Source organism: Pseudoxanthomonas sp. LARHCG66, from assembly GCF_052871755.1.
In genome coordinates this window covers 927524-951931 of sequence record NZ_JBIXJW010000001.1, presented here as the reverse complement: position 1 = coordinate 951931, position 24408 = coordinate 927524, and the positions used below count along the sequence as shown (strand labels likewise).

Annotated in this window: 27 protein-coding genes; 6 read left to right on the top strand and 21 right to left on the bottom strand. The window is 67.4% G+C overall.

The features are described from left to right. Positions 1 to 35 precede the first annotated feature (35 nt). Both proC and ACIPRS_RS04585 read right to left on the bottom strand, forming a co-directional pair. Positions 36 to 881, bottom strand: coding sequence for a pyrroline-5-carboxylate reductase (proC, locus tag ACIPRS_RS04590; protein ID WP_446537657.1), 846 nt, complete (start codon positions 879 to 881; stop codon positions 36 to 38). A 40-nt stretch (positions 882 to 921) separates the two neighbouring features. After that, positions 922 to 1605: a YggS family pyridoxal phosphate-dependent enzyme gene (locus ACIPRS_RS04585; protein WP_446537656.1), complete on the bottom strand. Its 684-nt coding sequence runs from the start codon at positions 1603 to 1605 to the stop codon at positions 922 to 924. A gap of 93 nt (positions 1606 to 1698) precedes the next feature. On the opposite strand from ACIPRS_RS04585, the gene ACIPRS_RS04580 reads away from it, so the two are divergent. The 3 genes from ACIPRS_RS04580 to ACIPRS_RS04570 all read left to right on the top strand — a co-directional run bounded on the left by ACIPRS_RS04580 (position 1699) and on the right by ACIPRS_RS04570 (position 4702). Further along, positions 1699 to 2736: a type IV pilus twitching motility protein PilT gene (locus ACIPRS_RS04580; protein WP_192200351.1), complete on the top strand. Its 1038-nt coding sequence runs from the start codon at positions 1699 to 1701 to the stop codon at positions 2734 to 2736. Between the two features lie 143 nt (positions 2737 to 2879). Next, positions 2880 to 4010, top strand: a complete 1131-nt coding sequence (locus tag ACIPRS_RS04575) for a PilT/PilU family type 4a pilus ATPase (protein ID WP_142123584.1) — start codon at positions 2880 to 2882, stop codon at positions 4008 to 4010. 119 nt (positions 4011 to 4129) lie between these two features. Next, entirely contained in the window at positions 4130 to 4702 is a 573-nt protein-coding gene (locus tag ACIPRS_RS04570; protein ID WP_446537655.1) for a DUF6622 family protein, read from the top strand. A 107-nt stretch (positions 4703 to 4809) separates the two neighbouring features. Here the strand turns inward: ACIPRS_RS04570 and ACIPRS_RS04565 are convergent, their stop codons facing one another. After that, on the bottom strand, positions 4810 to 6327 hold the full coding sequence (locus ACIPRS_RS04565) for an acetyl-CoA hydrolase/transferase family protein (protein WP_446537654.1): 1518 nt from the start codon (positions 6325 to 6327) through the stop codon (positions 4810 to 4812). A 94-nt stretch (positions 6328 to 6421) separates the two neighbouring features. After that, the gene (locus ACIPRS_RS04560) at positions 6422 to 6967 is read right to left on the bottom strand and encodes a DNA-3-methyladenine glycosylase I (protein WP_337730473.1); all 546 of its coding nucleotides are present in this window, start codon (positions 6965 to 6967) and stop codon (positions 6422 to 6424) included. A gap of 87 nt (positions 6968 to 7054) precedes the next feature. Between ACIPRS_RS04560 and ACIPRS_RS04555 the strand changes: the two genes are divergently transcribed. The 3 genes from ACIPRS_RS04555 to ACIPRS_RS04545 all read left to right on the top strand — a co-directional run bounded on the left by ACIPRS_RS04555 (position 7055) and on the right by ACIPRS_RS04545 (position 9118). Next, positions 7055 to 7621 (top strand): YqgE/AlgH family protein, encoded by a 567-nt coding sequence (locus ACIPRS_RS04555; protein WP_192200356.1) that lies wholly within the window; start codon positions 7055 to 7057, stop codon positions 7619 to 7621. 82 nt (positions 7622 to 7703) lie between these two features. After that, the gene (ruvX, locus tag ACIPRS_RS04550; protein WP_142123588.1) at positions 7704 to 8153 is read left to right on the top strand and encodes a Holliday junction resolvase RuvX; all 450 of its coding nucleotides are present in this window, start codon (positions 7704 to 7706) and stop codon (positions 8151 to 8153) included. A 20-nt stretch (positions 8154 to 8173) separates the two neighbouring features. After that, a complete protein-coding gene (locus tag ACIPRS_RS04545; protein WP_337730471.1) occupies positions 8174 to 9118 on the top strand; it encodes an aspartate carbamoyltransferase catalytic subunit in 945 nt (314 codons plus the stop codon). 81 nt (positions 9119 to 9199) lie between these two features. On the opposite strand, the gene ACIPRS_RS04540 is transcribed toward ACIPRS_RS04545, so the two are convergent. The 17 genes from ACIPRS_RS04540 to ACIPRS_RS04460 form a co-directional block, all read right to left on the bottom strand. Then, complete coding sequence (locus ACIPRS_RS04540; protein ID WP_446537653.1) at positions 9200 to 10759, bottom strand: diguanylate cyclase; 1560 nt, start codon at positions 10757 to 10759, stop codon at positions 9200 to 9202. A 152-nt stretch (positions 10760 to 10911) separates the two neighbouring features. After that, positions 10912 to 11190: a hypothetical protein gene (locus tag ACIPRS_RS04535; protein WP_446537652.1), complete on the bottom strand. Its 279-nt coding sequence runs from the start codon at positions 11188 to 11190 to the stop codon at positions 10912 to 10914. A gap of 3 nt (positions 11191 to 11193) precedes the next feature. Then, the gene (locus ACIPRS_RS04530) at positions 11194 to 11997 is read right to left on the bottom strand and encodes a carboxylesterase family protein (RefSeq protein WP_337730468.1); all 804 of its coding nucleotides are present in this window, start codon (positions 11995 to 11997) and stop codon (positions 11194 to 11196) included. Positions 11998 to 12073: 76 nt separating this feature from the next. Then, positions 12074 to 12925, bottom strand: a complete 852-nt coding sequence (locus ACIPRS_RS04525) for a DNA ligase (protein ID WP_446537651.1) — start codon at positions 12923 to 12925, stop codon at positions 12074 to 12076. A 169-nt stretch (positions 12926 to 13094) separates the two neighbouring features. Then, a complete protein-coding gene (locus ACIPRS_RS04520) occupies positions 13095 to 13709 on the bottom strand; it encodes a DUF1294 domain-containing protein (protein WP_446537650.1) in 615 nt (204 codons plus the stop codon). Positions 13710 to 13722: 13 nt separating this feature from the next. Beyond that, positions 13723 to 15084: a magnesium transporter gene (gene mgtE / locus ACIPRS_RS04515; RefSeq protein ID WP_446537649.1), complete on the bottom strand. Its 1362-nt coding sequence runs from the start codon at positions 15082 to 15084 to the stop codon at positions 13723 to 13725. A gap of 202 nt (positions 15085 to 15286) precedes the next feature. After that, positions 15287 to 17008 carry a phosphoenolpyruvate--protein phosphotransferase gene (gene ptsP, locus ACIPRS_RS04510; protein ID WP_446537648.1) on the bottom strand — a complete coding sequence of 574 codons (1722 nt, stop codon included), beginning with the start codon at positions 17006 to 17008 and terminating at the stop codon, positions 15287 to 15289. Then, on the bottom strand, positions 17008 to 17277 hold the full coding sequence (locus tag ACIPRS_RS04505; protein ID WP_337730463.1) for an HPr family phosphocarrier protein: 270 nt from the start codon (positions 17275 to 17277) through the stop codon (positions 17008 to 17010). Before ACIPRS_RS04505 ends, ptsP begins: the two co-directional genes overlap by 1 nt. Beyond that, positions 17270 to 17662, bottom strand: a complete 393-nt coding sequence (locus tag ACIPRS_RS04500) for a PTS sugar transporter subunit IIA (RefSeq protein WP_142123597.1) — start codon at positions 17660 to 17662, stop codon at positions 17270 to 17272. Before ACIPRS_RS04500 ends, ACIPRS_RS04505 begins: the two co-directional genes overlap by 8 nt. A gap of 234 nt (positions 17663 to 17896) precedes the next feature. Beyond that, on the bottom strand, positions 17897 to 18820 hold the full coding sequence (gene rapZ / locus ACIPRS_RS04495) for an RNase adapter RapZ (RefSeq protein ID WP_192200365.1): 924 nt from the start codon (positions 18818 to 18820) through the stop codon (positions 17897 to 17899). After that, entirely contained in the window at positions 18817 to 19767 is a 951-nt protein-coding gene (hprK, locus tag ACIPRS_RS04490) for an HPr(Ser) kinase/phosphatase (protein WP_142123599.1), read from the bottom strand. The genes rapZ and hprK overlap by 4 nt, the downstream gene beginning before the upstream one ends. Positions 19768 to 20002: 235 nt before the next feature. Beyond that, positions 20003 to 20323, bottom strand: coding sequence for a ribosome hibernation-promoting factor, HPF/YfiA family (hpf, locus tag ACIPRS_RS04485; protein ID WP_142123600.1), 321 nt, complete (start codon positions 20321 to 20323; stop codon positions 20003 to 20005). Positions 20324 to 20584: 261 nt separating this feature from the next. Then, positions 20585 to 21976, bottom strand: coding sequence for an RNA polymerase factor sigma-54 (locus ACIPRS_RS04480; RefSeq protein WP_446538005.1), 1392 nt, complete (start codon positions 21974 to 21976; stop codon positions 20585 to 20587). A gap of 87 nt (positions 21977 to 22063) precedes the next feature. Further along, positions 22064 to 22783 (bottom strand): LPS export ABC transporter ATP-binding protein, encoded by a 720-nt coding sequence (gene lptB, locus ACIPRS_RS04475; protein WP_142123602.1) that lies wholly within the window; start codon positions 22781 to 22783, stop codon positions 22064 to 22066. Then, positions 22783 to 23292: a lipopolysaccharide transport periplasmic protein LptA gene (gene lptA / locus ACIPRS_RS04470; RefSeq protein ID WP_337730459.1), complete on the bottom strand. Its 510-nt coding sequence runs from the start codon at positions 23290 to 23292 to the stop codon at positions 22783 to 22785. Before lptA ends, lptB begins: the two co-directional genes overlap by 1 nt. Further along, positions 23270 to 23833 carry an LPS export ABC transporter periplasmic protein LptC gene (gene lptC / locus ACIPRS_RS04465; RefSeq protein WP_337730458.1) on the bottom strand — a complete coding sequence of 188 codons (564 nt, stop codon included), beginning with the start codon at positions 23831 to 23833 and terminating at the stop codon, positions 23270 to 23272. Before lptC ends, lptA begins: the two co-directional genes overlap by 23 nt. Beyond that, positions 23830 to 24375, bottom strand: a complete 546-nt coding sequence (locus tag ACIPRS_RS04460) for a KdsC family phosphatase (protein ID WP_446537647.1) — start codon at positions 24373 to 24375, stop codon at positions 23830 to 23832. Before ACIPRS_RS04460 ends, lptC begins: the two co-directional genes overlap by 4 nt. Between the last annotated feature and the right edge of the window lie 33 nt (positions 24376 to 24408).

Here is a 24408-nt window from a genome sequence, read left to right as displayed (position 1 = left end):
TAGCGTACGACGTCGGGAAAGAGGCGGATGCAGGCTCAGTCGTTCGCCGCCGACAACTCGCCACCACGCACGGTGGCGGCGTGCACGGCCTGCGCCACCAGCGCTTCGAAGCCGCCCGCCTGGAAGGTCTCGATGGCCGCCTGCGTGGTGCCATTGGGCGAGGTGACGCGGCGGCGCAGCTCGGCCGGGGTTTCACCGCTCTCGGTCAGCATGCGCGCCGCGCCCAGTACGGTCTGCAGTACCAGCGTACGTGCCGCCTCATCGCACAGGCCTTCCGCCTTCGCCGCCGTTTCCATCGCTTCGGCAAGCAGGAAGACATAGGCCGGCCCGCTTCCCGATACGCCGGTGACCGCATCCATCGTGGCCTCCGCCTCGATCCACACCGTCGGCCCCGCTGCGGACAGCAGCAACTCGGCGCGCTGCCGGCCCGCCGCATCGACTTCACTGCTGGCGTGCAGCCCGGTGACACCGGCACCCAGCAGGGCGGGCGTGTTGGGCATGCTGCGGACCACGGGCACGCCGCCACCCAGCCAGCGCTGCATCTGCGTGGTCGTGATGCCGGCCGCGATGGACACGGCGAGCGGGCGCTGCGACTGCGCCAGCGGTGCGAGGCCTTCGCATACCGCGCGCATCACCTGCGGCTTCACGGCGAACAACCAGGTATCGGCACCGTAAGCGGCTTCGCCTGCTTCGCCGAAGACCTGCACGCCGAAATCCGCCGCCAGCGCGGCACGCAGGGGTTCTGTGGGTTCCGCCACGCGGATGCGTGAGGGATCCGCGCCGCGCTTGACCAAGCCGCCGATCAGGCTGCGCGCCATGTTGCCGCCGCCGATGAAGGCAAGCGGATGTGTCAACAGAGGGGAAGTGTTGGAGCGGGTCATGAGGTGGAGCCTCGTGGAAGCGACGGGGTGGAAGGCGGCATCAAGCGGTTCGCGCCGGCCGCGCGCCGAACAGTGCGGTGCCGATACGGACCATCGTGGCGCCATGCGCGATGGCTTGTGCGAAGTCATCGCTCATGCCCATCGACAGGGTGTCGATGCCAGGGTGCCGCGACGCCAGCGCATCCTGCAGCGACTTCATGCGACTGAATGCCGCCGCGCGTGCGGCCGGGTCCGGATGCGGGGCGGGAATCGCCATCAGTCCGCGCAGTCGCAGTCCGGGTGCCGCGGCGATGGCATCGGCCAGGGTCATCACCTCGTCGGGATGGCAGCCGTGCTTGCTGGCCTCATCGTCGATGTTCACCTGGATGAGCACATTCAGGGGCGGGCGATCCGCAGGCCGATAGCGTGACAGGGCGCCGATCAATGTGTGACGGTCTACCGTTTGCACCCAGTCGAAGATGCGTGCGGCGATCTCGGCCTTGTTCGATTGCAGGTGGCCGATGAGATGCCATTCCAGCCCCATGCCGGCCAGTTCGCCGATCTTCGCCTGCGCCTCCTGCACGTAGTTCTCGCCGAAGGCGCGCTGCCCGGCACGGGCCAGTGCGGCCACGGCGGCGGCGGGGTGCAGCTTGGACACGGCCAGCAGATCGGGTGCTGGCCGATGGGCGGCATCCGCTGCGTTTTCAAGACGTTGCAGGGTCTCGCTGAGAGCGTCGGCGAGCATGTTCATCCAACCATTGGCGGAAACGGCAAGGGCGCTATACTGCCCTTCGGGGAAGTAACGTTCCAGTTCGCAGCAACTTGGGGAAGCAGCGTCATGGATATCGCCGAACTCTTGGCGTTCTCGGTAAAGAACAAGGCATCGGACCTCCACCTGTCAGCCGGCCTGCCGCCGATGATCCGCGTGGACGGCGACGTGCGCCGCATCAACATCCCGGCACTCGACCACAAGCAGGTGCATGCGCTGGTCTACGACATCATGTCGGACAAGCAGCGGCGCGACTTCGAGGAATTCCTGGAAGTCGACTTCTCGTTCGAGATCCCGTCGCTGGCACGCTTCCGCGTCAATGCGTTCAACCAGAACCGCGGTGCGGGTGCGGTATTCCGTACCATTCCCTCGGAAGTGCTGACCCTGGAAGACCTGGGTTGCCCGCCGCTGTTCCGCGAGCTGATCCAGCAGCCGCAGGGCTTGATCCTGGTCACCGGCCCGACCGGCTCGGGCAAGTCGACCACGCTGGCGGCGATGATCGACCACATCAACAAGAACGAGTACGGCCACATCCTCAGCGTCGAGGATCCGATCGAGTTCGTGCACACCTCGCAGAAGTGCCTGATCAACCAGCGCGAAGTGCATCGCGATACGCACGGCTTCAACGAGGCGCTGCGCTCGGCCCTCCGCGAGGATCCCGACTACATCCTGGTCGGCGAGTTGCGCGATCTGGAAACCATCCGCCTGGCGCTGACCGCCGCGGAAACGGGCCATCTGGTGTTCGCCACCCTGCATACCAGTTCGGCGGCCAAGACCATCGACCGCATCATCGACGTGTTCCCCGCCGGCGAGAAGCCGATGGTGCGCTCGATGCTGTCCGAATCGTTGCGTGCGGTCATTTCGCAGGCGCTGCTGAAGAAGATCGGCGGTGGCCGTACCGCAGCCTGGGAAATCATGGTGGGCACGCCGGCCATCCGCAACCTGATCCGCGAGGACAAGGTGGCGCAGATGTACTCGTCCATCCAGACCGGCCAGAACTACGGAATGATGACCCTGGACCAGCATCTGCAGGACCTGGTGAAGCGCAGCCTCATCACCCGGCAGCAGGCCAAGGAATACGCGAAGGACAAGCGTCTGTTCGAATAGCCTTGTGCGGGGTGATTCGCGATTCGTGATTTTTCAAAAGCCGGGGTTCTGATGAAGTGATGGAGTGAATGCGCGGCCGGGACGTCCGTTCCTGCGAGTCACTGCTCACGAATCACGAATCACGGCTCCTCCAGGAGCCACCCATGAGCACCATCGATTTCACCTCGTTCCTCAAGCTGATGGCGCACCAGAAGGCGTCGGACCTGTTCATCACGTCCGGCATGCCGCCATCCATCAAGGTGAACGGCAAGATCTCGCCGATCACGCAGACGCCGCTGACATCGCAGCAGTCGCGCGACCTGGTGCTGAACGTGATGACGCCGTCGCAGCGCGAGGAGTTCGAAAAGACCCACGAGTGCAACTTCGCCATCGGCGTGGCCGGCGTGGGCCGCTTCCGTGTCAGCTGCTTCTACCAGCGCAACCAGGTGGGCATGGTGCTGCGCCGCATCGAGACGCGCATCCCGACCATCGAAGAGCTGAACCTGCCGCCGGTCATCAAGACGCTGGCCATGACCAAGCGCGGCATCATCATCTTCGTCGGCGCCACCGGTACCGGCAAGTCCACCTCGCTGGCGGCGATGATCGGCTACCGCAACCAGAATTCCACCGGCCACATCATCACCATCGAAGACCCCATCGAGTTCGTGCACAAGCATGAGGGCTGCATCATCACGCAGCGCGAAGTGGGCATCGACACCGACAGCTGGGACGCGGCGCTGAAGAACACCCTGCGCCAGGCGCCCGACGTGATCATGATCGGCGAAGTGCGCACGCGCGAAGGCATGGACCACGCCATCGCGTTCGCCGAAACCGGCCACCTGGTGCTGTGCACGCTGCACGCCAACAACGCCAACCAGGCGATGGACCGCATCATCAACTTCTTCCCGGAAGACCGCCGCACCCAGCTGCTCATGGACCTGTCGCTGAACCTCAAGGGCGTGGTGGCGCAGCAGCTGATCCCCACGCCGGACGGCAAGGCGCGCCGCGTGGCGATGGAGATCCTGCTCGGCACGCCGCTGGTGCAGGACTACATCCGCGAAGGCGAGGTGCACAAGCTGAAGGAAGTGATGAAGGAATCCACCAACCTCGGCATGAAGACCTTCGACCAGGCCCTGTTCGAGTTGTACCAGGCCGGCGAGATCAGCTACGAGGACGCGCTGCGCTTCGCCGATTCGCAGAACGAAGTGCGCCTGCGCATCAAGCTGGCCCAGGGCGGCGATGCCCGCACGCTGGCGCAGGGGCTGGACGGCGTGGAGATTGCGGAAGTCCGCTGATTCCGCGCAGTACACGTCAAACGGAAGGGGCGGGCGACCGCCCCTTTTTCGTGGGCGGTCGCCTGCGATCAACGACCTCCGGCACCTGAAAGTGTTGACTTCCGGCACCTCACGGAAGGGTGGGCAGCTCCGAAGATGTGCGTGAACCGACACGGTGTCGGCGCCTCCAGGACCCTAGCCCCATGACGCAGATCCTCACCCACACGCCCCTCTGGGTCTTCGCCCTGTTCTTCGGCCTGGTCTACCTGGGTTATCTGCAGAGCAGGGCGCGCCGGGTATCGCGCGGCCGCCTCATCGTGCTGCCGCTCGCCATGTTGGCCTGGTCGCTGTACTCGGTCTGGTCGACCTTCGATGCCCACGTCACGGCGCTGGCGGCGTGGGCCTGCGGCTGGGGCGCCGTGGTGGCCATCGCCCTGGTGCGGGTGCCTTCGCACCGCGCGTCCTACGATGCCGAGACCCGGCGGTTCACCGTCGCCGGCAGCTGGGTGCCCCTGGCGTTGATGATGGGCATCTTCTTCTTCAAGTACGCGGTGGCGGTGGTCCATGCCATGAAGCCGGGCGTGCTCGGGACGACAACCGCGGTCGTTGTGGTCGCCGGTACGTACGGACTTTTCAGCGGGATGTTCATGGCGCGTGCGCTGCGGGTGCTGGCGGTGATGAAGCGGCAGCGGCTGGTGGAGCGTAGTGCCTGACGAGACAGGTAGGATGGGTTGAGCCGAAGGCGATACCCGTCATCAAGGCGCTGATGATCCAGCGATGATGGGTATCGCCTTCGGCTCAACCCATCCTACAAACGACTTCAACCCTTCATCGTTCCCGATTCCAACCACCGCTGGTGCCACGACAGCGCTTCCGGCAGCAGGTGCGGGGTGTGCTTGCCATAGCTGTGATGCAGGGCGCGGTCGAAGTAGTCCTGCAGCGCGTCGCGGTAGTCGGGGTGTGCGCAGTTGGCGATCAGCAGGCGGGCGCGTTGCTTGGGCGTGAGGCCGCGCAGGTCGGCGAGGCCCTGTTCGGTGACGATCACCGAAACGTCGTGCTCGGTGTGGTCCACGTGGCTGACCATGGGCACCAGCGCGGAGATGCTGCCGCCCTTGGCGGTGCTCGGGCTGAGAAAGACCGACATGAACCCGTTGCGGGCGAAATCGCCCGAGCCGCCGATGCCGTTCTGGATGCGGCTGCCCATCACGTGGGTGGAGTTGACGTTGCCGTACAGGTCGGCCTCGATCATGCCGTTCATGCCGATGCAGCCCAGCCGCCGCACCAGCTCGGGATGGTTGGACATCTCCTGCGTGCGCATGATGATGCGCTCGCGGTAGAACGCGATGTCGCGCTTGAACGCTTCGTTGGCTTCCGGGCTCAGCGCGAAACCGGTGCATGACGCGACGTCCAGCACGCCTTCGCGCAGCAGGTCGAGCATGCCGTCCTGGATCACCTCGGTGAACGCGGTCAGGCCGCGGAAGCCGCTCTTCGCCAGCCCCGCCAGCACGGCATTGGGAATGTTGCCCACGCCGGACTGCAGCGGCAGCAGGTTCGGCGGCAGGCGGCCGAGCGCGACCTCGTGCTTGAGGAAGTCGATCAGGTGTCCGGCGATGCGCTCGCTGGTGGCGTCGATGGGCGTGAACGGACTGTTGCGGTCGGGTCCGTGCGTACGCACGACGGCGACGATCCTGTCCGGGTCGCAGCGCAGGGCGGTCTCACCGATGCGGTCCTGCACGTGTTCCAGCGGGATCGGCTTGCGGTGCGGCGGCAGGGCCGTGCCGTAGTAGATGTCGTGCATGCCGTCGACACCGGCAGGCTGCCAGTCGTTGACCTCGATGATCACTTTCTTCGCCAGGTCCAGCCAGGTCTTGTTGTTGCCGACCGAGGTCGATGGCACCAGCGTGCCGTCCTCGCGGATCGCCGAGACCTCGATCACCGCCGTGTCGATGGGACCGTAGAAGCCGAACCACACATGCTGGGCGACATGGCTCAGGTGGATGTCGATGTAGTCCAGCGTGCCGTCGTTGATCCGCTTGCGTGCGTCCGGGTCGCTCTGGAACGGCATGCGCAGGGCGATGGCGTCGGCCTTGGCGAGGGCCCCGTCGAGTTCTGGCGCAGTCGAGGCGCCGGTCATCAGCTTGATCTGGAACGGCAGTCCGTCCGCATGGGCCTGCTCGATCTGCGCGGCCAGCGCCAGCGGCACCGCCTTGGGGTAGCCGGAGCCCGTGAAGCCGCTCATGGCGACCGTCTCGCCGGGCTTTATCAGGGCGGCCGCCTGTTCGGCGCTGACCACGCGGTCGCGCAGGCCGGCGTGGCGGATACGGTCTTCCTGTGGCATCGGGCTGGGCGTCCAGTGAGCGAAACACGGATTATCGCGGTGGGGTGTTGCGCCGCAGGATACGACCTTGGTGGCACGCACGTGTTGCGTGGGATCAATGCCCGGTGGCCGTCATCCACGGTGGCCGGTGTTTGGCGGCACGGCGGAACGCGGGGCAATCCTCGCGGTGCGCGCCGGGCAGGTAGCCCAGGCTCATCAGGAATTCGCCGGTGATCTCGCCGCCAGTGAAGCGGAAAGTCTTCTTGAAGAGCCTGATCCAGTCCGCCTTCGGCAGGGGATGGTGGGCATCCAGCCATGCCGCGAAGCCGCCATGGCTGGCGCGCAGCCGCTGGACGACCTGCGCGTTGTGGATCGCGGCGTCGATCTTCAAGCGGTTGCGGATGATGCCGGCGTCCGCCATCAGCCGGGCACGGTCCTTCTCGCCATAGAGGGCCACCGTGTCCACGTCGAAGCCGCCATAGGCGGCGCGGAAACCCTCGCGCTTCCTCAGCATCGTCTCCCAGCTCAGGCCGGCCTGGTTGATTTCCAGCAGCAGGCGCTCGAACAGGACCGCTTCCTCGCGTTGCGGGAACCCGTACTCGCGGTCGTGGTAGGGCCCGTGCAGCGGGTGGCCGGGGGCAATATCGCAATAACCGGACATGGAAGATCGGCCAGGAAGGGGATTCCCGATTCTAGGCCGTGTTGCGGACAGGAACCGCCCGCGCGGGTCCGGGCTAGAATGACGCCCATGCACGATGCCGCCACGCCCCTGGCCAACCAGCTGCTGATCGCCTTGCCGGCGCTGGCCGATCCCAATTTCGCGCGCAGCGTCACGCTGATCTGCCAGCACGACGACGAAGGCGCCATGGGTGTGGTCGTCAATCGCCCGTCGGAGTACACGCTGGGCGAAGTGCTGCGGCAGATGAACCTCGCTTCCCACAACCCGCGCCTGGACGACCAGGTGGTGCTGGCGGGCGGGCCGGTGCATCCGGAGCGCGGCTTCGTGCTGCATGACGACGCGCGCGCGTGGGAGTCCACGCTGGAAGTCGCGGACGGCCTGTACCTGACCACCTCGCGCGACATCCTGGAAGCGATGGCGGTAGGCGAGGGTCCGGCAAACGCCGTCATGGCGCTGGGCTGTGCGGGCTGGGGAGCAGGCCAGCTGGAATACGAACTGGGCGAGAACAGCTGGCTGACGGCGCCCGCCGATGCCGAACTGCTGTTCGCGCTGCCGCTGGAGCGGCGTTGGCAGGCGGCAGGCCAGCGGATCGGCGTGGACATGACGCGCCTGACGGACTACAGCGGCCACGCATGAGCCTCTGCCTGCGCCCGCAGACGTTGTCTCCACAGCGACCGGTGCAGGATGGCGCACGCGTGATCGAACGGAGGCAGATGGCATGAAGCTGGATGGCACCGTACTGGGATTCGACGTGGGCGCCCGCCGCATCGGCGTGGCGGTCGGCAGCGCGTTCGGCACCGGCGCGCGTGCGCTGGCGGTGATCGACGTGCATGGCCACGGGCCGGACTGGCCGGCGATCGACAAGCTGCATGCGGAGTGGAAGCCCGACGGCCTGGTGGTCGGCGACCCGATGACGCTGGACGGCGGCGACCAGCCCATCCGCAAGCGCGCGCACGCCTTCGCCCGCGAACTGCGCGCGCGCTACAACCTGCCGGTGGTGCTGGTGGACGAGCGCACCAGCTCCGTCGAAGCCTCGCAACGCTTCGCACTGGACCGTGCCGAGGGCCGCAAGCGCCGCCGCGACGCGGTGGCGCTGGACGCCGTCGCGGCGGCCGTGATCATCGAACGCTGGCTGGCCGCTCCCCAGGACGCGACCCAGTTGACCTGATTCTTCCCTGACGAAACTCCATGACTTCCCAACTTGATCCGGATGGACGCCTGCGTCACCTGCTGACCCTCGAGGGCCTGCCCCGCGAGACTCTCTGCCGCCTGATCGACCGTGCCGGCCAGATCCGCGATGCCGCGCTCGGTCGCACGCCGCGGCGAAAGGTCCTGGACGGCACCACGGTCTGCACGCTGTTCTTCGAACCGTCCACGCGCACGCGCAGCTCATTCCACATCGCCGCGCAGCGGCTGGGTGCGGACGTGCTGAACTTCGATGCCTCCACCTCGTCCACGCGCAAGGGCGAAACCGCGCGCGATACCCTGCGCAACCTCGAGGCGATGGGCGTGCGCGGATTCATCGTCCGTCATGCCGACGACGGCGCGGTCGCGGCGCTGGCCGCCGAGGCGGGCGAGGGCACTGCGTTGATCAACGCGGGCGACGGCCGCAGCGCGCACCCCACCCAGGGGTTGCTGGACGTGCTGACGATCCGCCAGGCCAAGGGTGCCGATTTCTCGCGCCTGAAGGTGCTAATGGTCGGCGACGTGAAGCATTCGCGCGTGGCGCGTTCCGACCTGCATGCACTGCATACGCTCGGCGCGGGCGAGATCCGCGTCTGCGGACCGCAATCGCTGCTGCCCGACGATGGCACCCTGGCGGGTTGCCGGACGGGACAGGATTTCGACGCCATGCTCGAAGGCGTGGACGTGGTGATGATGCTGCGCCTGCAACGCGAGCGCATGGAAGAAGGCCTTGTCGCATCGCTGGAGGATTACCACCGCGAGTACGGGCTGACCACCGCGCGCCTGGCGCGTGCCGCCAAGGATGCCGTGGTGCTGCATCCGGGCCCGATCAACCGTGGCGTGGAGATCACCGACGAGGTCGCCGACGGCCCGCAGTCGCTGGTGCTGCGCCAGGTCAGCAACGGTGTCGCCATCCGCATGGCGGTGCTGGAGATGTTGCTGGGGTGAGGGCGGCACCCTCGCCCGTAGGAGGCCCTTCAGGGCCGACGGGTTCCGGTCGGCCCTGAAGGGCCTCCTACGCGGGGCGGCTTACTCCGGTGCCGCGACCACCTGGTTCTTGCCCGCCTGCTTGGCCTGGTACATGGCGCGGTCCGCGCGGGCGAGCAGTTCGTCCTGCGATTCGCCCGGTACCCAGCGCGCCACGCCGGCACTGAACGTCGGCATGATGCCGCGGCCCTCGTAGATCAGCGGCTTGTGCGCGAGGCGGGCACGCAGGCGCTCCAGCGTGCCCATCGCTTCCAGGAAGCTGGTGTCGGGCAGCAGCAGCACGAACTCTTCGCCACCGAAACGTGCGACGGCATCGCTGGCACGCAGGGTGGCGCGCGCCAGGGTTACCACGTGGCACAAGGCGGCATCGCCACCCAGGTGGCCGTGCGCGGCATTGATGTGGCGGAAATCGTCCAGGTCCAGCAGTGCCAGGCTCAGCGTCTGCCCGCTGCGCAGCGCGCGCACGGATTCGCGTTTGAACAGTTCGTCGAAGCCGCGCCGGTTCAGTGCTTCGGTCAGCTGGTCCACGCGCACCAGCGCCGAGACCGATTGCAGTTCCTGTTCGAGATCCGCCGCGCGGCGCTCGGCCTCCTCCACGTCGCGCCGCGCCTCCAGCAGGCTGTCGCGCGCGCGCAGCGCCTGCGCCTGCACCTGTGCCGTGTCCGCCAGGATGTCCTCCATCCGCTTGCCCAGTTCGGCGATGCTGCGGCTGTCGCGGATGGCCTGCGCATGGAAGCTGATGCGGTCGTGGTATTCGCCGGTGCTGCACGCCATGCCGTCCAGCCGCTCGACGAAGGTCACCATCATCTCCTTCATCGACGCCTTGGACTCGGCCAGTCCCTGCTTCAGCAGGCCCTGCTTGTAGATCACTTCGCGCAGCCCGGCGCGGGTCTGCTCCAGCGCGGTGCGGTCCAGCGGGCCGGACAGCAGCTGGCGCACCGCACCGATCTGGTCCTGCAGCCAGCTGCCGTCCTCGATCAGTTCGCCGACGTTCTCCAGCAGCAGGTCGAACAGGCTGCGCATCAGTTCCTGCGCGTCGTTGACCTCGTGCGTGCGCAGGCCGACCTGCTGGCAAAGTTCCCGCAGGTCACTGCCCAGCCCATCCAACGGCTGGGCAGGTTGCCACTGGCGGACGCGGTCGGCCAGCGCGTGCGCTTGCGGCAACAGCAACGCGTCGTCGCGCAGCAGGTGCTCCATGCCGGCAACGAGCAGGTGCTGCAGCAGGTCGCGCAGTTGCTCGGCCTCGCCGGCCAGCGGCTCGTCCTGGATCGTGCGGATGTACTTGTCGACCAGTTGCCGCAGTGCGCGGCCGTAGCGGGGCCAGTCGGCATCGGCGTGCGCGGACTGCAGGCGCTCGCCCATGCCATGCAGTTCCCCCGGCAGGCCTGCGACGCCGTCGGCGAAGGCGGACAACAGGGCGGCCGGCTCTTCGGCATGTGCGAACAGGGCCTGCAATTGTTGCGCGCTGATGCTGGTGCGGGGCCCGGCGCTGGCCGCCGGGGCCAGTTCCCGCGACGACGACGGCGCGGCGTCCCGCCGCCGCGACCAGAGCCGGCGCAGGCCACCAGGAAAACCGGAGTTGTCGTCGGCCATGTCAGTCATTGCAGGTCACTCGCACGGCCACGGGCAGGCACCCGTCAGGCGTCCGGGATGCCGGGTTATCGGCCGCGGAGAGCATTGATTGAGGGCGGGGCGACCAGGGGCGGGCACGTGGAGGCGGAAATCGTGACCCTGCGCGCGCGCAGGCGCGCCGATCAGCCCGCGTCCCGGGGGAAGCGGGTGAGGGCTTCTTCGATGATGGCCAACTGGGCGACGGCCTCGGCATGGCCGGCCTCGGCGGCGCGGCGGACCTGCTCCAGGCTGGGATGCGAGACGATCAGCAGCAGGTTGCCGCATTGCGCGCAGGCGTAGTCGGTGACCGCATCGTGCAACTCCATGGCCATCGCACGGCTGTCGCCTTGCCAGCCGCACGGACACGGCAGTTCACGCTCACGCCAGCCCGCGGCGAAGTAGTCGGGAACGAGCTCGGCCACGGCTCAACGTCCGCGGCGTTGTTCGAACAGCCATTCCCACATCGGGGTGTACGCGTAGGTGGCGTCCCAGCTGTTGTGGTTGGCGTCCGGGAATTCGGTGTAGCGCGCGTCGCGTGCGTCGGCGGCCTTCAGCGCGGCGTCCATGCGGCGCGATTGCGACGGGGGCACCACGTCGTCCTTGCCGCCGTGGAAAATCCACACAGGGATGTCTTTCAGGCGCTGTGCGGCGGCGGCAAACGGGTCTGCGGCGTTGGCAACGCTGTGCGCACGCAGGCCCGGCCGCGCATCGGTCCAGTCGACGGTGATTCCTCCGCAGATCGGGACCAGGGCGGCGAACCGGGCCGGCTGTTGCAATGCCAGTTCCCACGTACCGTAGCCCCCCATCGACATGCCCGTCAGGTACACGCGATCGGAATCGCCATTGAACTCGCGCACGGCCGCGTCCAGCGTCGCGAATGCAAGGGGGCCGGCTGCCTCGGTCCACTCCGTGTCATCCGGCGCCTGCGGGAAGACCACCAGGCCCGGGAACGTATCGGCATGCTGGCGCAGGTACGGTCCCAGCCCCGCCATCGTCTGCTTCACGCCATCGCTGCCGCGCTCGCCGGAGCCGTTGAGGAACAGCACCACGGGCGGCTTGCCGCGGCGGAAGCGCGCCGCAGGTACGAACACCTGGTAGCGGTAGGTCTTTCCTTCGAGTGCGACCTCGCGCGAGACGAATTCGCCGGTCGGGTTCATGGGGGGTGTCGTGGTACAGGACGTCATGAGGATCAGCAGCAAGCCCAGGCAGGCGGTGGCAAGAGAGCGCATGGCAGTCGCAATCGAAGGGGACCGGGCGGCAGCATAACCCGATGGGGAAACGGGGCGCCCGATCGACCGGACTGCGTCACCGTTTCGGATCGGCTGGCGGCATGTCGTCCCGCATCCGCATGAAGCGGGCGAAGCGCGGCAGTCCGGTCGAGGTCAGACCGTTGTAGCGATAGGTCAGCCACGCGCCCACCGGCGGAGGCCTGGCCCGCTGGGCATCGGTGAAGCCGGTGCCGATGCGGAAGTGGCGCCCGTCGGGCGTGCGCACCTGCAGCGCGCCCATCATCCCGGCGTATTTGCCTTTGCCCGGCAGATGCGCGACGACTTGTGCCTCGGCGTCCTCATGGGGTTTGTACTTGAGCAGGTCTTCACTGCGTCCGGCGCGATAGCGCGCGTCGCGCCGATGCAGCATCAGACCCTCGCCGCCGCCGGCGACCACGCGGGCCAGTTCTGCGTCCAGTTCGGCCCGGGTGTCGAGGCGTTGCTGCGGGATCATTGCCAGATGCGCGCTGCGTGCCGTCGACACCAGGCTGCGCATGCGAACGACGCGTTCCGCGAACGGCCCAGGGTGGGTGGGCAGGTCGAAGACCATGAAGCGCACATCACGCCATGCCTGCGCATCGGTTCCCACGCGGCGGACGAGGGCGCTGATGTCGTCAAAGCGGCCGCGTGCGATCCACAGCTCGCCGTCCATGGGTTCGGCAGACCAGCCGCGAGTGAACGTGGCCGGTGCCACGATCCGCGCGCCGCCACGCGTCCACAGTGCCCGTCCATCCCAGCGCGCACGCACGCCGTCCAGCTTCTCGCTGACCAGGAAGGCGCCGACCGGCACGCCATCGCGGTATGGCGTCGCCAGCATCGGATCGGTTGGTGGTGCCGACAGGACGGGCCAGATCAGCAGACACAGCAAGGCGGTGAGGATCAGGCGCATGGCGCGGCCAACAGGACGGGGGAGCGACAGCGTCGCCAGCCCGCACGAAGGTGGGCATCGGTGCACATCGCGGCGGCGTGTAGGAAAGCCCCCCCGTGCGGTGATCGCCCGGGGCAGCAGGCTCAGATTGGCCGGGCGGCGTAGACCGAAGCGGCACATCGCTTCGCCATCACGACCTCATCCAGCACCATGCGACCAGCGCGCCGCCGTGCAGGGCCACCATCGTCCAGAAGGCGACGCGATAGCCTGGCTTGCGCGACTTGTGCCGCAGCATCTGCTGCGCGATCCACGCGCCCGGCCAGCCACCGGCGAGTTCCAGCAGATGCAGGGTCGATTCGGGTGTGCGCCAGCGGCCGGTCTGCGCCGCGTGCTTGTCGAGGGCGTACGCGACGAAAGTGATGGCGGACATCGCCAGCGGTATGAACACCGCCTCGAACGGAAGGCGGTCGTTGCCGATGGCCCAGGCCACCAGCAAGGCATAGGCTGCGGTGGCGACTGCGCCGGTTAGCCACGACTCGGGTCGCGGCGAAGCCGTCCGTGCGGGTGCCGGGGGTGTTGCAGGTCGCGTGGCGGATACCGTCCGACGGACCGCTTGGGCGCGCCACTTGCCATCGGGTTGTCGCTGCGCGGTGAACTTCACGAGTTCGCCGCTCTCGGGACGGCGGCCGTCGAGCCGGTAGTCGCGTACGTGGAAGAACACGCGTGCCGGTTCGCCATCGAGTGGCGCGATGAAGCCGAAGCCCCGGTCGTCGTTCCATTCGCTGACTTTGCCGAGCCGTTCCATCGGGGGCGAGGCCTCAGTGCAGCAGAATCAGCGTGGCCAGGCCCAGGAAGCAGAAGAAGCCCATCACGTCGGTCACGGCGGTGACCACCACCGTGCCGGCGACGGCCGGGTCGATGTTCATGCGCTTCAGCAGCAGAGGCAGCAGCACGCCGGCGGTGGCGGCGGCACAGAAATTGATGATCAGTGCCAATGCGATGACCAGCGACAGCAGCGGACTGCGGAACCACGCGAAGGCGATCACGCCGACGATGCCGCCGATCAGCAGCCCGTTGATGAGGGCGACGCGGATTTCCTTCCACAACAGGATCCGCGCATTGCTGGAACCCACCTGGCCCAGCGCCAGGCCGCGCACCATCAGCGTCAGCACCTGTACGGCGGCGTTGCCACCGATGCCCGCGACGATCGGCATCAGAACGGCCAGCGCGACGATCTTCTCCAGCGTGGCGTCGAATTGCTTGATCACCGTCGCTGCCATGAACGCAGTGAACAGATTGATGCCCAGCCACACCACGCGGCCGCGCACGGCGCGCTTGACCGGCGAGAACAGGTCCTCGTCCTCGTCCAGGCCGGCGGCGCCCAGCGCCTGGTGCTCGGCCTGCTCGCGGATGATGTCGACCACGTCATCGATGGTGATGCGGCCGAGCAGGATGTTGTTGTCGTCCACGACGGGCGCGGACACCCAGTCGTGGTCGGAGAACTGACGCGCCACTTCCTGCGCGCTCTCGCCCACATCAATGGCCGGCTGCTCGTCGTCGATCAGCCGGTTGATGGGGGTGGTGTCCTCGTGCGTGACCAGCGCGGCCAGCGGCACGCGGCCCAGGTACTGGTGGCGACGGCTGACCACGTACAGGTGGTCGGTGTGGTCGGGCAGTTCGCCGCGCAGGCGCAGGTAGCGCAGCACCACGTCGACGTTGACGTCGGCGCGCACGGTGACCACGTCCGGGTTCATCAGGCGGCCGGCGGTGTCCTCCGCATACGACAGCACCTGCTCCAGGCGCTCGCGGTTCTCGCGGTCCATCGACTTGAGGACTTCGTCGATGACGGTGTCGGGCAGGTCTTCGACCAGGTCCGCGAGATCGTCGATGTCGAGGTCCTCGACCGCGGCGACGATTTCGTCGGTGTCCATGTCCGCCAGCAGGCTTTCGCGCACCTCGTCGCCGACGTGCACCAGCACTTCGCCGTCGTCCTCGGGATCGACCAGGCCCCACACCACTTCGCGCTTGCCGGGCGGCAGCGATTCCAGCAGGTTGCCGATCTCCGCGGGCGACAAGGTATTGACCAGCCGGCGCACGGGCCCCAGCCGACCGCTGTCGAGCGCGTCGGAGAGCAGGCGCAACTGGCGTGCGGTCTTGTCGTGGCGGATGGTCTCGACCATTCGGTACTCCGGAATGGGGCCGATCCGTCAGGCGGATGCGACCGGGGCATCAGGCGTTCATTGCACCATTATCGCCCGGGCTGCGATTTATGGACACCCTGGAGACGGAGGAGAAGTGGGGCCAGATGTGGGAGCGACGCAAGTCGCGATGAGGCGTTCCCGGTGGTCCATCGCGACTTGCGTCGCTCCCACAACAGGTATCTCAGGCCGTCGTCGCCGTCTTGAGCCAGCGCTCGATGCCGGCGCGGTCGCGTGCCTGCAGCAGTTTGGCCGCTCGCGTCTGCAACGCACCCAGGTCGACATCGCGGATGGCCTTGCGCAGTTCCAGCAGCGTGGCCGGGTGCAGGCTGAACTCCCGCAGGCCGAGTGCCAGCAGCATGGGCGCCAGCGTGGCGTCGCCAGCGATCTCGCCGCACATCGCCACGGGAACCTTGTGCTCCGTGCCCACGCTGATCACATGGCGGAGCAGGCGCACCACGCCCGGGTGGAGCGGCGAATAGAGTTCGCCCAGTGCTTCGTTGTTGCGGTCGGCGGCCAGCAGGTACTGCACAAGGTCGTTGGTGCCGATGGAGACGAAGTCGACCACGTCGACGAACGCGTGCAACGCGATCGCCGCGGCCGGCACTTCGATCATCGCGCCCACGTCGACCTGTTCGGCGATCTCGAGCCCTTGCTTGCGCAGCTGCAGCGCCGCGCGCCGCAGGCGACGGCGTACCTCGAGGATTTCCTCGCGGCTGCTGACCATGGGCACCAGGATGCGGACCGGACCGTAGGCGGAGGCGCGCAGGATGGCGCGGAGCTGGGTGTCGAAGACGCCGGTGTGCGCCAGCGAGAGACGCACGCCGCGCAGGCCGAGCGCGGGATTGTCCTCGTCGCTGACGACGAGCCCGGTGCGGTCGGCCTTGTCCGCGCCCAGGTCGAGCGTGCGGATGGTCACCGGGCGTCCGCTCATGCCGAGCACGAGATCGCGGTAGACCTGGAACTGCTCGTCTTCGCCCGGCAGCTCGCGCCGCTGCAGGAACAGGAATTCGGTGCGGTACAGGCCCACGCCGGACGCACCCAGGGCATGGGCATTCGCCACGTCCTCCAGCGATTCGGCATTGGCCCACAGCGCGATGTCGACCCCGTCACGGGTGCGGCTGGGCTTGGAGCGCAGCCGGCCGAGTTCGCGCGCTTCACGTGCCGCATCACGCAGGCGTTCACGATAGCGGCGCAGGTCTTCGGGGTCGGGATTGACCACGACCTCGCCCGTGCTGCCGTCCACCAGCAGTACGTCGCCGTCGTTGATCTTCTGCAGGGCCAGCGCATTGCCGACGACCAGCGGCAGGTGCAGGCTGCGTGCCAGGATCGCACTGTGCGACAGCGTGCTGCCGGCGGCGGTGACCACCCCCACCACCCCTTGTGTCTGCAGTTCCGCCAGTTCCGAAGGGGCCACGTTGTTGCTGACCAGGATCTCGCCTGCCGCGCCCGGTGTGTCATCGGCGCGTTGGTGCAGGTGCGCGTGGATGCGACCGATCACATGGTCGAGGTCGTCCATGCGGCTCTTGAGGTAGGCATCGTCCATGCCATCGAACACGGCAGCCAGCCGGTCGCGTTGCAGGCGCAGCGCGTAGTCGGCCGAATAGCGGCCGGTGCGGATCAGTTCGTCCAGGCCATGCAGCAGCTCGGGGTCGTCCAGGAGCAGGGCATGCAGGTCGAGGAACTCGCCGACCTCCTTCGCCAGCGCGCCGTGCAGGCGTGCGCGCAGGCTGTGCATCTCGCGGCGGGTGGCGTCGACGGCGTCGTGCAGGCGGACCAGTTCGTCGTCGAGCTGGTCCTGGCGGATGTGCTGCTCGGCCACATCCAGCACATGCGGCAGCCGGACCCGGGCGCGTCCCAGCGCGCTGCCGCGCGACGCCCCATGGCCCGGCAGCAGCGCCCGCATCAGGCGTCCTCGTCGAATCGTCGTTCGAACAGCGACACGACTTCCTGCATGGCGGCGGCCTCGTCCTCGCCCTCGATGCGGACGGTGACCGGCGTGCCCTGGCCTGCAGCCAGCAGCATGACGCCCATGATGCTCTTGGCATTCACCTCGCGTCCCTTGGCGGCCAACGTGGCGTTGCAGCGGAAGCCGGCCAGCGTCTGCACCAGCTTGGCAGTGGCGCGCGCGTGCAGCCCGAGGCGGTTGGATATTGTGAGTTCGCGTTCAAGCATCGTCGTGAATGACTCCATTGCGTGCGCCGGCCGCAGCGGTGGCCGGCAGTTCGTCCAGTCCCTGTTCCGAATAATTCATCACGCGCAACAACATGGGCAGGCTGAGCGCCGAAACGCGGCGCACGGGCGTGCCCAGGCGCGCGAGCTTGCCGGCCAGGTTGCTGGGGCTGGCACCGTACAGATCGGTCAGCACCAGCACGCCATCGCCGCTGTCCACGCGCCGAAGCGCTGCGGATGCCTGCGGAAGCAGCGCGTCCAGGTCGGCGTCGAACGCCACCTCGAAGGCCTCCGCCTTCAGGGGAAGTTGCCGCAGCAGCGCGGTGGCGACCGCCAGGATCGCCGCGCCCACGCCAGGATGAGTTACAAGAAGAATGCCACAGGCCATGCAGGAACGTTAACAGACGGGCATGACGGGCTGGAAGCTGCGTCGGTGGAATGGTGCGGGACCGGGTTGCAGGGCATCGTCTTCGCCGAGCGGCGTAGACGTTGTTGCCTGGCACTCCGGCCCGTGGTTCCGGAGTGCTGTGATGCAGGAAGGGCTGTGGCCCCGACGGTTTTTCGCCTCCAAACAGGGTGTCCGGGGTACCGGGTCGGGGCGAAAGCCCGTCCTGCGACGTGGTCAGTCCAGCTCGCGGTGGAAGGTGGCGACTTCTTCCCAGCCCTGCTCGCGCGCATGCCGCGCCATGGTTTCGGCCAGGTAGACCGAACGGTGCTTGCCGCCGGTGCAACCGAAGGCGATGGTCACGTAGCTGCGGGTCTCGCCGCGCAGGCGGGGCAGCCAGGTATCCAGGAAGCCGCTGACCTGGCCGACGTACTCGGCGACCTCCGGTTGGGCGTCGAGGAATGCCCGCACCTTGGGATCCCGGCCGGCGTACGGGCGCAGTTCGGGGTTCCAGTGCGGATTGGGCAGCACCCGCGCATCGAACACGAAGTCGGCGTCGGCGGGCACGCCCCGCTTGTAGGCGAAGGATTCGAACAGCAGCGAGAGCTGCGTGCCCTTGTTGAAGGCGAACTCGGCGATGATCCGGCGGCGCAGCTGGTGGACGTTGAGCTGGCTGGTGTCAATGACGACATCGGCCTCGTCCCGCAGGGGCTGGATGATCGCCCGTTCCTGGTGGATGGCTTCCTGCAGGGACAGTCCACCGTGGCCCAGCGGGTGGCGGCGGCGGGTGTCCGAGTAACGGCGAAGGAGCACCTCGTCATCGGCATCGAAGAAGATCAGCCGGCCTTCCAGCCCCAACTGCGCCAGTGCGGCGCGCCACTGGGCGAGTTTGGACAGGTCGCTCTGGCGGCTGCGCACATCGATGCCGATGGCGATCCTGGGCGGCAGTTCGTCCTCGCGCATCAGGCTGCGGACGAAGGATGGCAACAGGTCCACCGGCAGATTGTCGATGCAGTAGTAGTCGAGGTCCTCGAAGGTCTTCAGCGCCACCGACTTGCCCGAGCCGGACAGGCCGCTGACGATCACCACGGTCGGTGGAAGTGGAGGCGTGGTGCCGTTCTCTTCGTGTGCGTCCACGGGGTTGTCACCGGCCTGCGTCATGGCGTGCTGCGCTCCAGCAGGTTGCTGTGGCGGGCGATGAACATCGCGGCAGGGTCGATGCCCTTGGTGCGCAGGATGTGCAGGCGGGTAGCGGCCTCGGTCAACACGGCCAGGTTGCGGCCGGGCATGACGGGCAGGGTGATCAGCGGCACGTCCAGGTCCAGCACGTGGCGGGTGCCGGAATCGCCGGTCAGGCGCTCGTAGCCGTGGGGATTGGGCTCGGTCATCGGCCGGGTCAGGTGCACGATCAGGCGCAGGTACTTGTTCTTCTTCACCGCCGTGTCGCCGAACATCTCGCGGACGTTGAGCACCCCCAGGCCACGCACTTCCAGCAGGTCCTGCAGCAGCTCGGGACAGGTGCCGTCCAGCACGTCCGGCGCGATCTGGGTGAACTCGGGGGCGTCGTCGGCGACCAGCCGGTGGCCACGGCTCAGCAGTTCCAGGGCCAGTTCGCTCTTGCCGGACCCGGCTTCGCCGGTGATCAGCACGCCGATGGAATAGATTTCCATGAACACGCCATGGAGCGTGACCCGCGGCGCCAGCGTGCGTGCCAAGTGGTAGGACAGATGATTGAGCAGCTCATGTCCGCGCTTGGGGGAGAGCCACAGCGGCGTGTCGTTCTCGTTCGCCGCCTCGCGCAGGTCCTCGGGGCAGGACTGGTTCTTGCTGATCACCAGCGCCAGCGGCTTGGCCTGCACGATCTTCTCGATCGTCTCCCAGCGTTGACGGGAATCCAGTGAATCCAGCCAGGTCAGTTCCTCGGTGCCCAGGATCTGCACCTTGTTGGGATACACCGCGTTGAGATAACCGGCGAGCGAGGGGCGCCGCGACACGGTGTCGCCGGATTCGAGTATCCGCTTCTCGCCCTTCTGGCCCGCCAGCCAGCGCAGGGCCAGCTTGTCCTTCTGCTGATCGAACAGTTCACGGGCGGTGATGCTGGTATTCATCATGCGGAGGCGGCCGGCAGGAGGGGGTGCCGGGCCCGGGGCAGCAAGGCGCGCATCGACATCGTCGTCGCGTTCGCATGCCGGGAGCGGCGTCTGCCAGTGTAATGGCCCATCCGCGGGTTCGCGACCGCGCGGGCGCTTGGCGGCGCGCTGCGTGCATGCGGTGCGCGCCGGGATCAGTGAAGGCCGCTCCGCGGGGCGGAGCGACCTTGCGTGGCGTCACGTGCGGCCAGCGTCAGCCGATCAGCTCTCCGCGCGCAGCGGTGCGATGGACATCGTTGCGCTTTTCCTTGTGCTTGACCAGCAGGCGGTCGAGCTTGTCGGCCAGGATGTCGATGGCGGCGTACATGGTCTGCGCGCCGGCGTCGGCGTGCAGGGTGCGACCCGCCACGATGATCGTGGCCTCGGCCAGGTAATCGGGCTTGCGGGTTCCCAGCTGCGTACGGACCTCGAAGGGTTGCTCGAAGTGGCGTTCGAGCCGCTTCAGTTTGGTTTCGACGTATTCGCGCAGGGCGGGAGTGACTTCGATTTCATGGCCGTAAGTCTCGATACGCATGTTGCCTCCTTCGGGTCGGTAGAACCGCGCGCAGGGCGCGGATGGCGTGTCATGGAATGACAACGCGGACAGGGTCTGGGTTCCGGCAATCCTCCTCTGTCAGTTGCGATGGGAAGCGGTGCTTCCAGGTTCAAAGATGGACCCGTCGGCGGCAACTATCAACCTCTGGCGCGTTCTTTTTCGCGCAGTGTGAGCTGGTGTGAAAAATGCGTTGCGCCGCCCCGGAACGCGATCACGGAACCGGTGCGCGCCAAGCAGGATTCAGGCGATGCGCACGCGTTCGTGCGAAGAGAGGATGTTCAATGCTTCGCGGTACTTGGCCACGGTGCGTCGCGCCACCGGAATGCCGGACGCCTTGAGCAGGTCAGCGAGCTTCGCGTCGGACAGCGGCTTGCGGGGGTTCTCGGCATCGACCAGCCGGCGGATCATCGCCTGGATGGCAGTGCTGGACGCTTCACCACCGCCCTCGGTGTCGATGCCGGAGGCGAAGAAGGCGCGCATGGGTAGGGTGCCGCGCGGCGTACGGACATACTTGCGGGCGATGGCGCGCGACACGGTGGATTCGTGCAGGCCCACTTCTTCGGCCACGTCGCGCAGCGTCAGCGGGCGCAGCGCCTGCTCGCCGAATTCCAGGAAGCCGGCTTGCTGGTGCAGCAGGCAGCGCATGACCTTGAGCAGGGTCTCGCCGCGCGCTTCGACGCTTTTCAGCAGCCAGCGGGCCTCCTGCAGTTGCGCCTTGAGGTAACCGGCATCGCTGTCGCCGCATTGCCGGATCATCTGTTCGTAGCCGCGATGGATCGCGATCCGCGGCAGCGTGCTGCCTGCGAGCGCGGCGCGCCATACGCCACGCTGGCGCCAGACCACGCAGTCGGGCACCACATAGGTGTCGTGCGAGAGGTCGCCGATCTGCGCCCCGGGCTTGGGATCGAGCGTGCGCAGCAGGTGCACGGCCTCGTCCACCTCGGCGACGGGCCGTTTCAACTCCTGGGCGATGCCGGCCACGCCGCTGCGCGGCAGGCGCTCCAGGGCGGTGTCGGCGATCTGCAGGGCCAGTGCCTTGCCCGGCGTGTCGTCGCTGAGTACCGCCAATTGCAGGTGCAGGCATTCCCCGAGCGTCCGCGCCGCCACGCCCACCGGGTCGAAACGTTGCACCTGGTGCAGGACGACGAGGACGTCCTCTTCGTTCGCCTCGATATCCGGACGCAGCGCCTGCACGATGCCGGACAACGGCTCGCGCAGGTAGCCGTCTTCTTCCAGCGCATCGATCAGCGTGGCGCCGATGCGGCGGTCGCGCGGGGAGAGGTGGGACAGGTGGAGTTGCCACAGCAGGTGCCCGTGCAGCGTATCGGCTTCGGCCACGCGCTCGGCCGGGCTGCCGCCGTCTTCGTCGTCGAACGAGCCGCCGCTCGAGGAGGTCCATGGCCCTTCATCCGGCGACCAGTCGTCGCGATCGTCGGGCGCGTCGCGTTCGGCCTCCCTGGGGCTTTCTTCGGGCGGACGGTCATCTTCCGCACCGTGCGTGGGCACGGGCTCTTCGTCGGCCTCGGTCCAGTCGAGCAGGGGATTGGTCTCCACCGCCTCGGTCAACTCGATCTCGAGTTCGGCCGTGGACATCTGCAACAGCCGGATGGCCTGACGCAGCTGTGGCGTCATGACCAGATGTTGTCCCAGCGATGTCTGCAGGCGTGGCTTCATGTCCGACCCTGGAACCCGAAAGGCGGCCAAGAGCCGCCGACGGGATCACAGGCGGAAGGTTTCGCCCAGATAGACCCGGCGTACGTCCGGATTGGCCAGCAGTGCGTCCGGGGCCCCCTGCGCCAGAACGCTACCGGCATTGAGGATATACGCCCGGTCGCAGATTCCCAAGGTTTCGCGCACGTTGTGGTCGGTGATGAGGACGCCGATGCCGCGATCCTTGAGGTGCTTCACGATGCGCTGGATCTCGCCGACCGAGATGGGGTCCACGCCGGCGAACGGTTCGTCCAGGAGCATCAGGCGCGGTCGCGCAGCCAGCGCGCGGGCGATTTCCACGCGCCGGCGCTCACCGCCGGACAGGCTGGCGCCCAGCTGGTCGGAAACATGGGTGATCTGCAGTTCGTCCAGCAGCGAGGCCAGTTCGCGTTCGATGCCCGCGCTGTCCAGATCCTCGCGCAACTCCAGTACCAGGCGGATGTTGTCGGCCACGCTGAGCTTGCGGAAGACCGAAGGTTCCTGCGGCAGGTAGCCCACGCCCAGCTTGGCGCGCTGGTACATCGGCTGCGCGGTGATGTCCTTGCCGTCCAGTTCGATGGTGCCTGCGTCCGCGGCCACCAGGCCGACGATCATGTAGAAGCAGGTGGTCTTGCCGGCGCCGTTCGGGCCCAGCAGGCCGACCACTTCGCCCGGCTGCAGGGTCAGGCCGAAGTCGGCGACGACCTCGCGCTGCTTGTAGCGCTTGCGCAGTCCCTTCGCGGTGAGCATCAGTTCTTGCCCTGCGCGGGTGCCGCCGCCTTGGGCTGGATCACGGTGCGCACGCGGGTGCCGTCGCCGCCGCTTTCCATGTTGCCCGACTTGGTGTTGTAGACCATGCGCTGCCCGCTGTTGGAGCCGCGGTCGGATTTCACGGTGTAGTTGCCGATGAAGGTGATGGTCTCCGACTTCATGTCGTATTCGACGCGGTCGGCCTGGGCATCCATCCAGCTGCCGTCGTCCATCTGCTGCTTCATCTTCACCTGCTTGCCGGTGAAGATGGAGCGCGAGATCTCGCCGTCGGCCATGTGGATCTCGGCGGCGTTGGAGCGGATTTCCAGCGACCCCTGGGTGACGACCACGCCACCGCCCAGCAAGGTCTTGCCATTGCCTTCCATGTTGCCGGACTGGCTGCCGGAATCGATGGTCATGGCCTGGTTGCGGTCCGTGGACTTGGCCATGGCACCTGCGACGGGCAGCAGGAGCAACAGTGCGGCACTAGCGAGCAGAGCGCGGTTCATAGATGGATCTCACCTCGGATTTGAATGTGTAGTCCTTGGTCTTGAGATTGGTCTCAAAACCGCGCCCGCTCAGTCTAGAGCCGGGCTGGGTAACCGTCACCACGTCATCGGTCTGCGCCACGTCCCGGTCAGGGAACACGTTCAACGTGTCCGTGCGGAATTCCGCCTGGCGGGTGCCGCCCTTCGGTGACGTGCCATGCACATTGCCCTTCAGGCGCAATTCCTCGCCCTTCGCGCTGAGCCAGCCGGTCTTGGAGCGCAGTTCCCACGACCGGCCATCTTCTTCCGGCAGCAGGAACAGCGGGGTGGTGATGGTGAAGGTCTGGTCGTGCGGATTGCGCGCCATCTCGGGGGCACGCACCGCTACGGCCTCTTGCCCCTCTCCGTTGAGTGCGATCATTTCGAAGTCGCGCATCACGTAGTCCGATCGGTCGACCACCACACGGTTGGCTGCGGGAATGTCGCGGTTCTTCCAGGCCGACCAGCCACTCACGATGGCCGCCAGCAGCAGCACCAGGCCCAGCGTAGTGCGCCAGCTCATGCGGTGCCCCCTTCGAAGGTGGGTGCATGGCCCTGCACGCCCAGCAGCAGGTCGCAGGCCTCGCGCGCCGCACCCTGGCCTCCCGCCCGGCGGGTGCGCCAGTGCGCGTGCCGGGCCGTCCATGGGTGCGCGTCCGCAGGCGCGATGGCGAGGCCTACGGCGGAGAACGGCGGCACGTCGGGAAGGTCGTCCCCCATGAAGGCGACCTGCTCCAGGCCGATCCCTGCCAAATGGCACAACTCGCGCACCTTGGCCAGTTTGTCCTTGATGCCGGTGAAGACCTGCACGCCCAGTTCGCGACCGCGGGCGACGGCGACCGTGCCACCGCGGGCCGTGATGAAGACCACTTCAATGCCGGCACGCTTCAGCAGCACAAGCCCTTGACCATCCTGCACATGGAAAGCCTTCTGTTCGCGACCTTCGCCGTCCAGGTACAGGCGGCCATCGGTCAATGTCCCGTCCACGTCGAAGCACGCCAGGCGAATGCGCGCGGCGCGGGCCAGCACGTCATCGGTCAGGTCATGGAGATGGCGAAGGGGCATGGGGGACAGGATCGGGTGGGGATGGGGGCAACG

Coding starts and splice junctions, on each gene's coding strand:
- proC (WP_446537657.1), bottom strand. CDS start 881: ATGACCCGCTCCAACACTTCCCCTCTGTTGACACATCCGCTTGCCTTC.
- ACIPRS_RS04585 (WP_446537656.1), bottom strand. CDS start 1,605: ATGCTCGCCGACGCTCTCAGCGAGACCCTGCAACGTCTTGAAAACGCA.
- ACIPRS_RS04580 (WP_192200351.1), top strand. CDS start 1,699: ATGGATATCGCCGAACTCTTGGCGTTCTCGGTAAAGAACAAGGCATCG.
- ACIPRS_RS04575 (WP_142123584.1), top strand. CDS start 2,880: ATGAGCACCATCGATTTCACCTCGTTCCTCAAGCTGATGGCGCACCAG.
- ACIPRS_RS04565 (WP_446537654.1), bottom strand. CDS start 6,327: ATGCCACAGGAAGACCGTATCCGCCACGCCGGCCTGCGCGACCGCGTG.
- ACIPRS_RS04560 (WP_337730473.1), bottom strand. CDS start 6,967: ATGTCCGGTTATTGCGATATTGCCCCCGGCCACCCGCTGCACGGGCCC.
- ACIPRS_RS04555 (WP_192200356.1), top strand. CDS start 7,055: ATGCACGATGCCGCCACGCCCCTGGCCAACCAGCTGCTGATCGCCTTG.
- ruvX (WP_142123588.1), top strand. CDS start 7,704: ATGAAGCTGGATGGCACCGTACTGGGATTCGACGTGGGCGCCCGCCGC.
- ACIPRS_RS04545 (WP_337730471.1), top strand. CDS start 8,174: ATGACTTCCCAACTTGATCCGGATGGACGCCTGCGTCACCTGCTGACC.
- ACIPRS_RS04540 (WP_446537653.1), bottom strand. CDS start 10,759: ATGACTGACATGGCCGACGACAACTCCGGTTTTCCTGGTGGCCTGCGC.
- ACIPRS_RS04530 (WP_337730468.1), bottom strand. CDS start 11,997: ATGCGCTCTCTTGCCACCGCCTGCCTGGGCTTGCTGCTGATCCTCATG.
- ACIPRS_RS04525 (WP_446537651.1), bottom strand. CDS start 12,925: ATGCGCCTGATCCTCACCGCCTTGCTGTGTCTGCTGATCTGGCCCGTC.
- ACIPRS_RS04520 (WP_446537650.1), bottom strand. CDS start 13,709: ATGGAACGGCTCGGCAAAGTCAGCGAATGGAACGACGACCGGGGCTTC.
- mgtE (WP_446537649.1), bottom strand. CDS start 15,084: ATGGTCGAGACCATCCGCCACGACAAGACCGCACGCCAGTTGCGCCTG.
- ptsP (WP_446537648.1), bottom strand. CDS start 17,008: ATGCGGGCGCTGCTGCCGGGCCATGGGGCGTCGCGCGGCAGCGCGCTG.
- ACIPRS_RS04505 (WP_337730463.1), bottom strand. CDS start 17,277: ATGCTTGAACGCGAACTCACAATATCCAACCGCCTCGGGCTGCACGCG.
- ACIPRS_RS04500 (WP_142123597.1), bottom strand. CDS start 17,662: ATGGCCTGTGGCATTCTTCTTGTAACTCATCCTGGCGTGGGCGCGGCG.
- rapZ (WP_192200365.1), bottom strand. CDS start 18,820: ATGACGCAGGCCGGTGACAACCCCGTGGACGCACACGAAGAGAACGGC.
- hprK (WP_142123599.1), bottom strand. CDS start 19,767: ATGAATACCAGCATCACCGCCCGTGAACTGTTCGATCAGCAGAAGGAC.
- hpf (WP_142123600.1), bottom strand. CDS start 20,323: ATGCGTATCGAGACTTACGGCCATGAAATCGAAGTCACTCCCGCCCTG.
- ACIPRS_RS04480 (WP_446538005.1), bottom strand. CDS start 21,976: ATGACGCCACAGCTGCGTCAGGCCATCCGGCTGTTGCAGATGTCCACG.
- lptB (WP_142123602.1), bottom strand. CDS start 22,783: ATGCTCACCGCGAAGGGACTGCGCAAGCGCTACAAGCAGCGCGAGGTC.
- lptA (WP_337730459.1), bottom strand. CDS start 23,292: ATGAACCGCGCTCTGCTCGCTAGTGCCGCACTGTTGCTCCTGCTGCCC.
- lptC (WP_337730458.1), bottom strand. CDS start 23,833: ATGAGCTGGCGCACTACGCTGGGCCTGGTGCTGCTGCTGGCGGCCATC.
- ACIPRS_RS04460 (WP_446537647.1), bottom strand. CDS start 24,375: ATGCCCCTTCGCCATCTCCATGACCTGACCGATGACGTGCTGGCCCGC.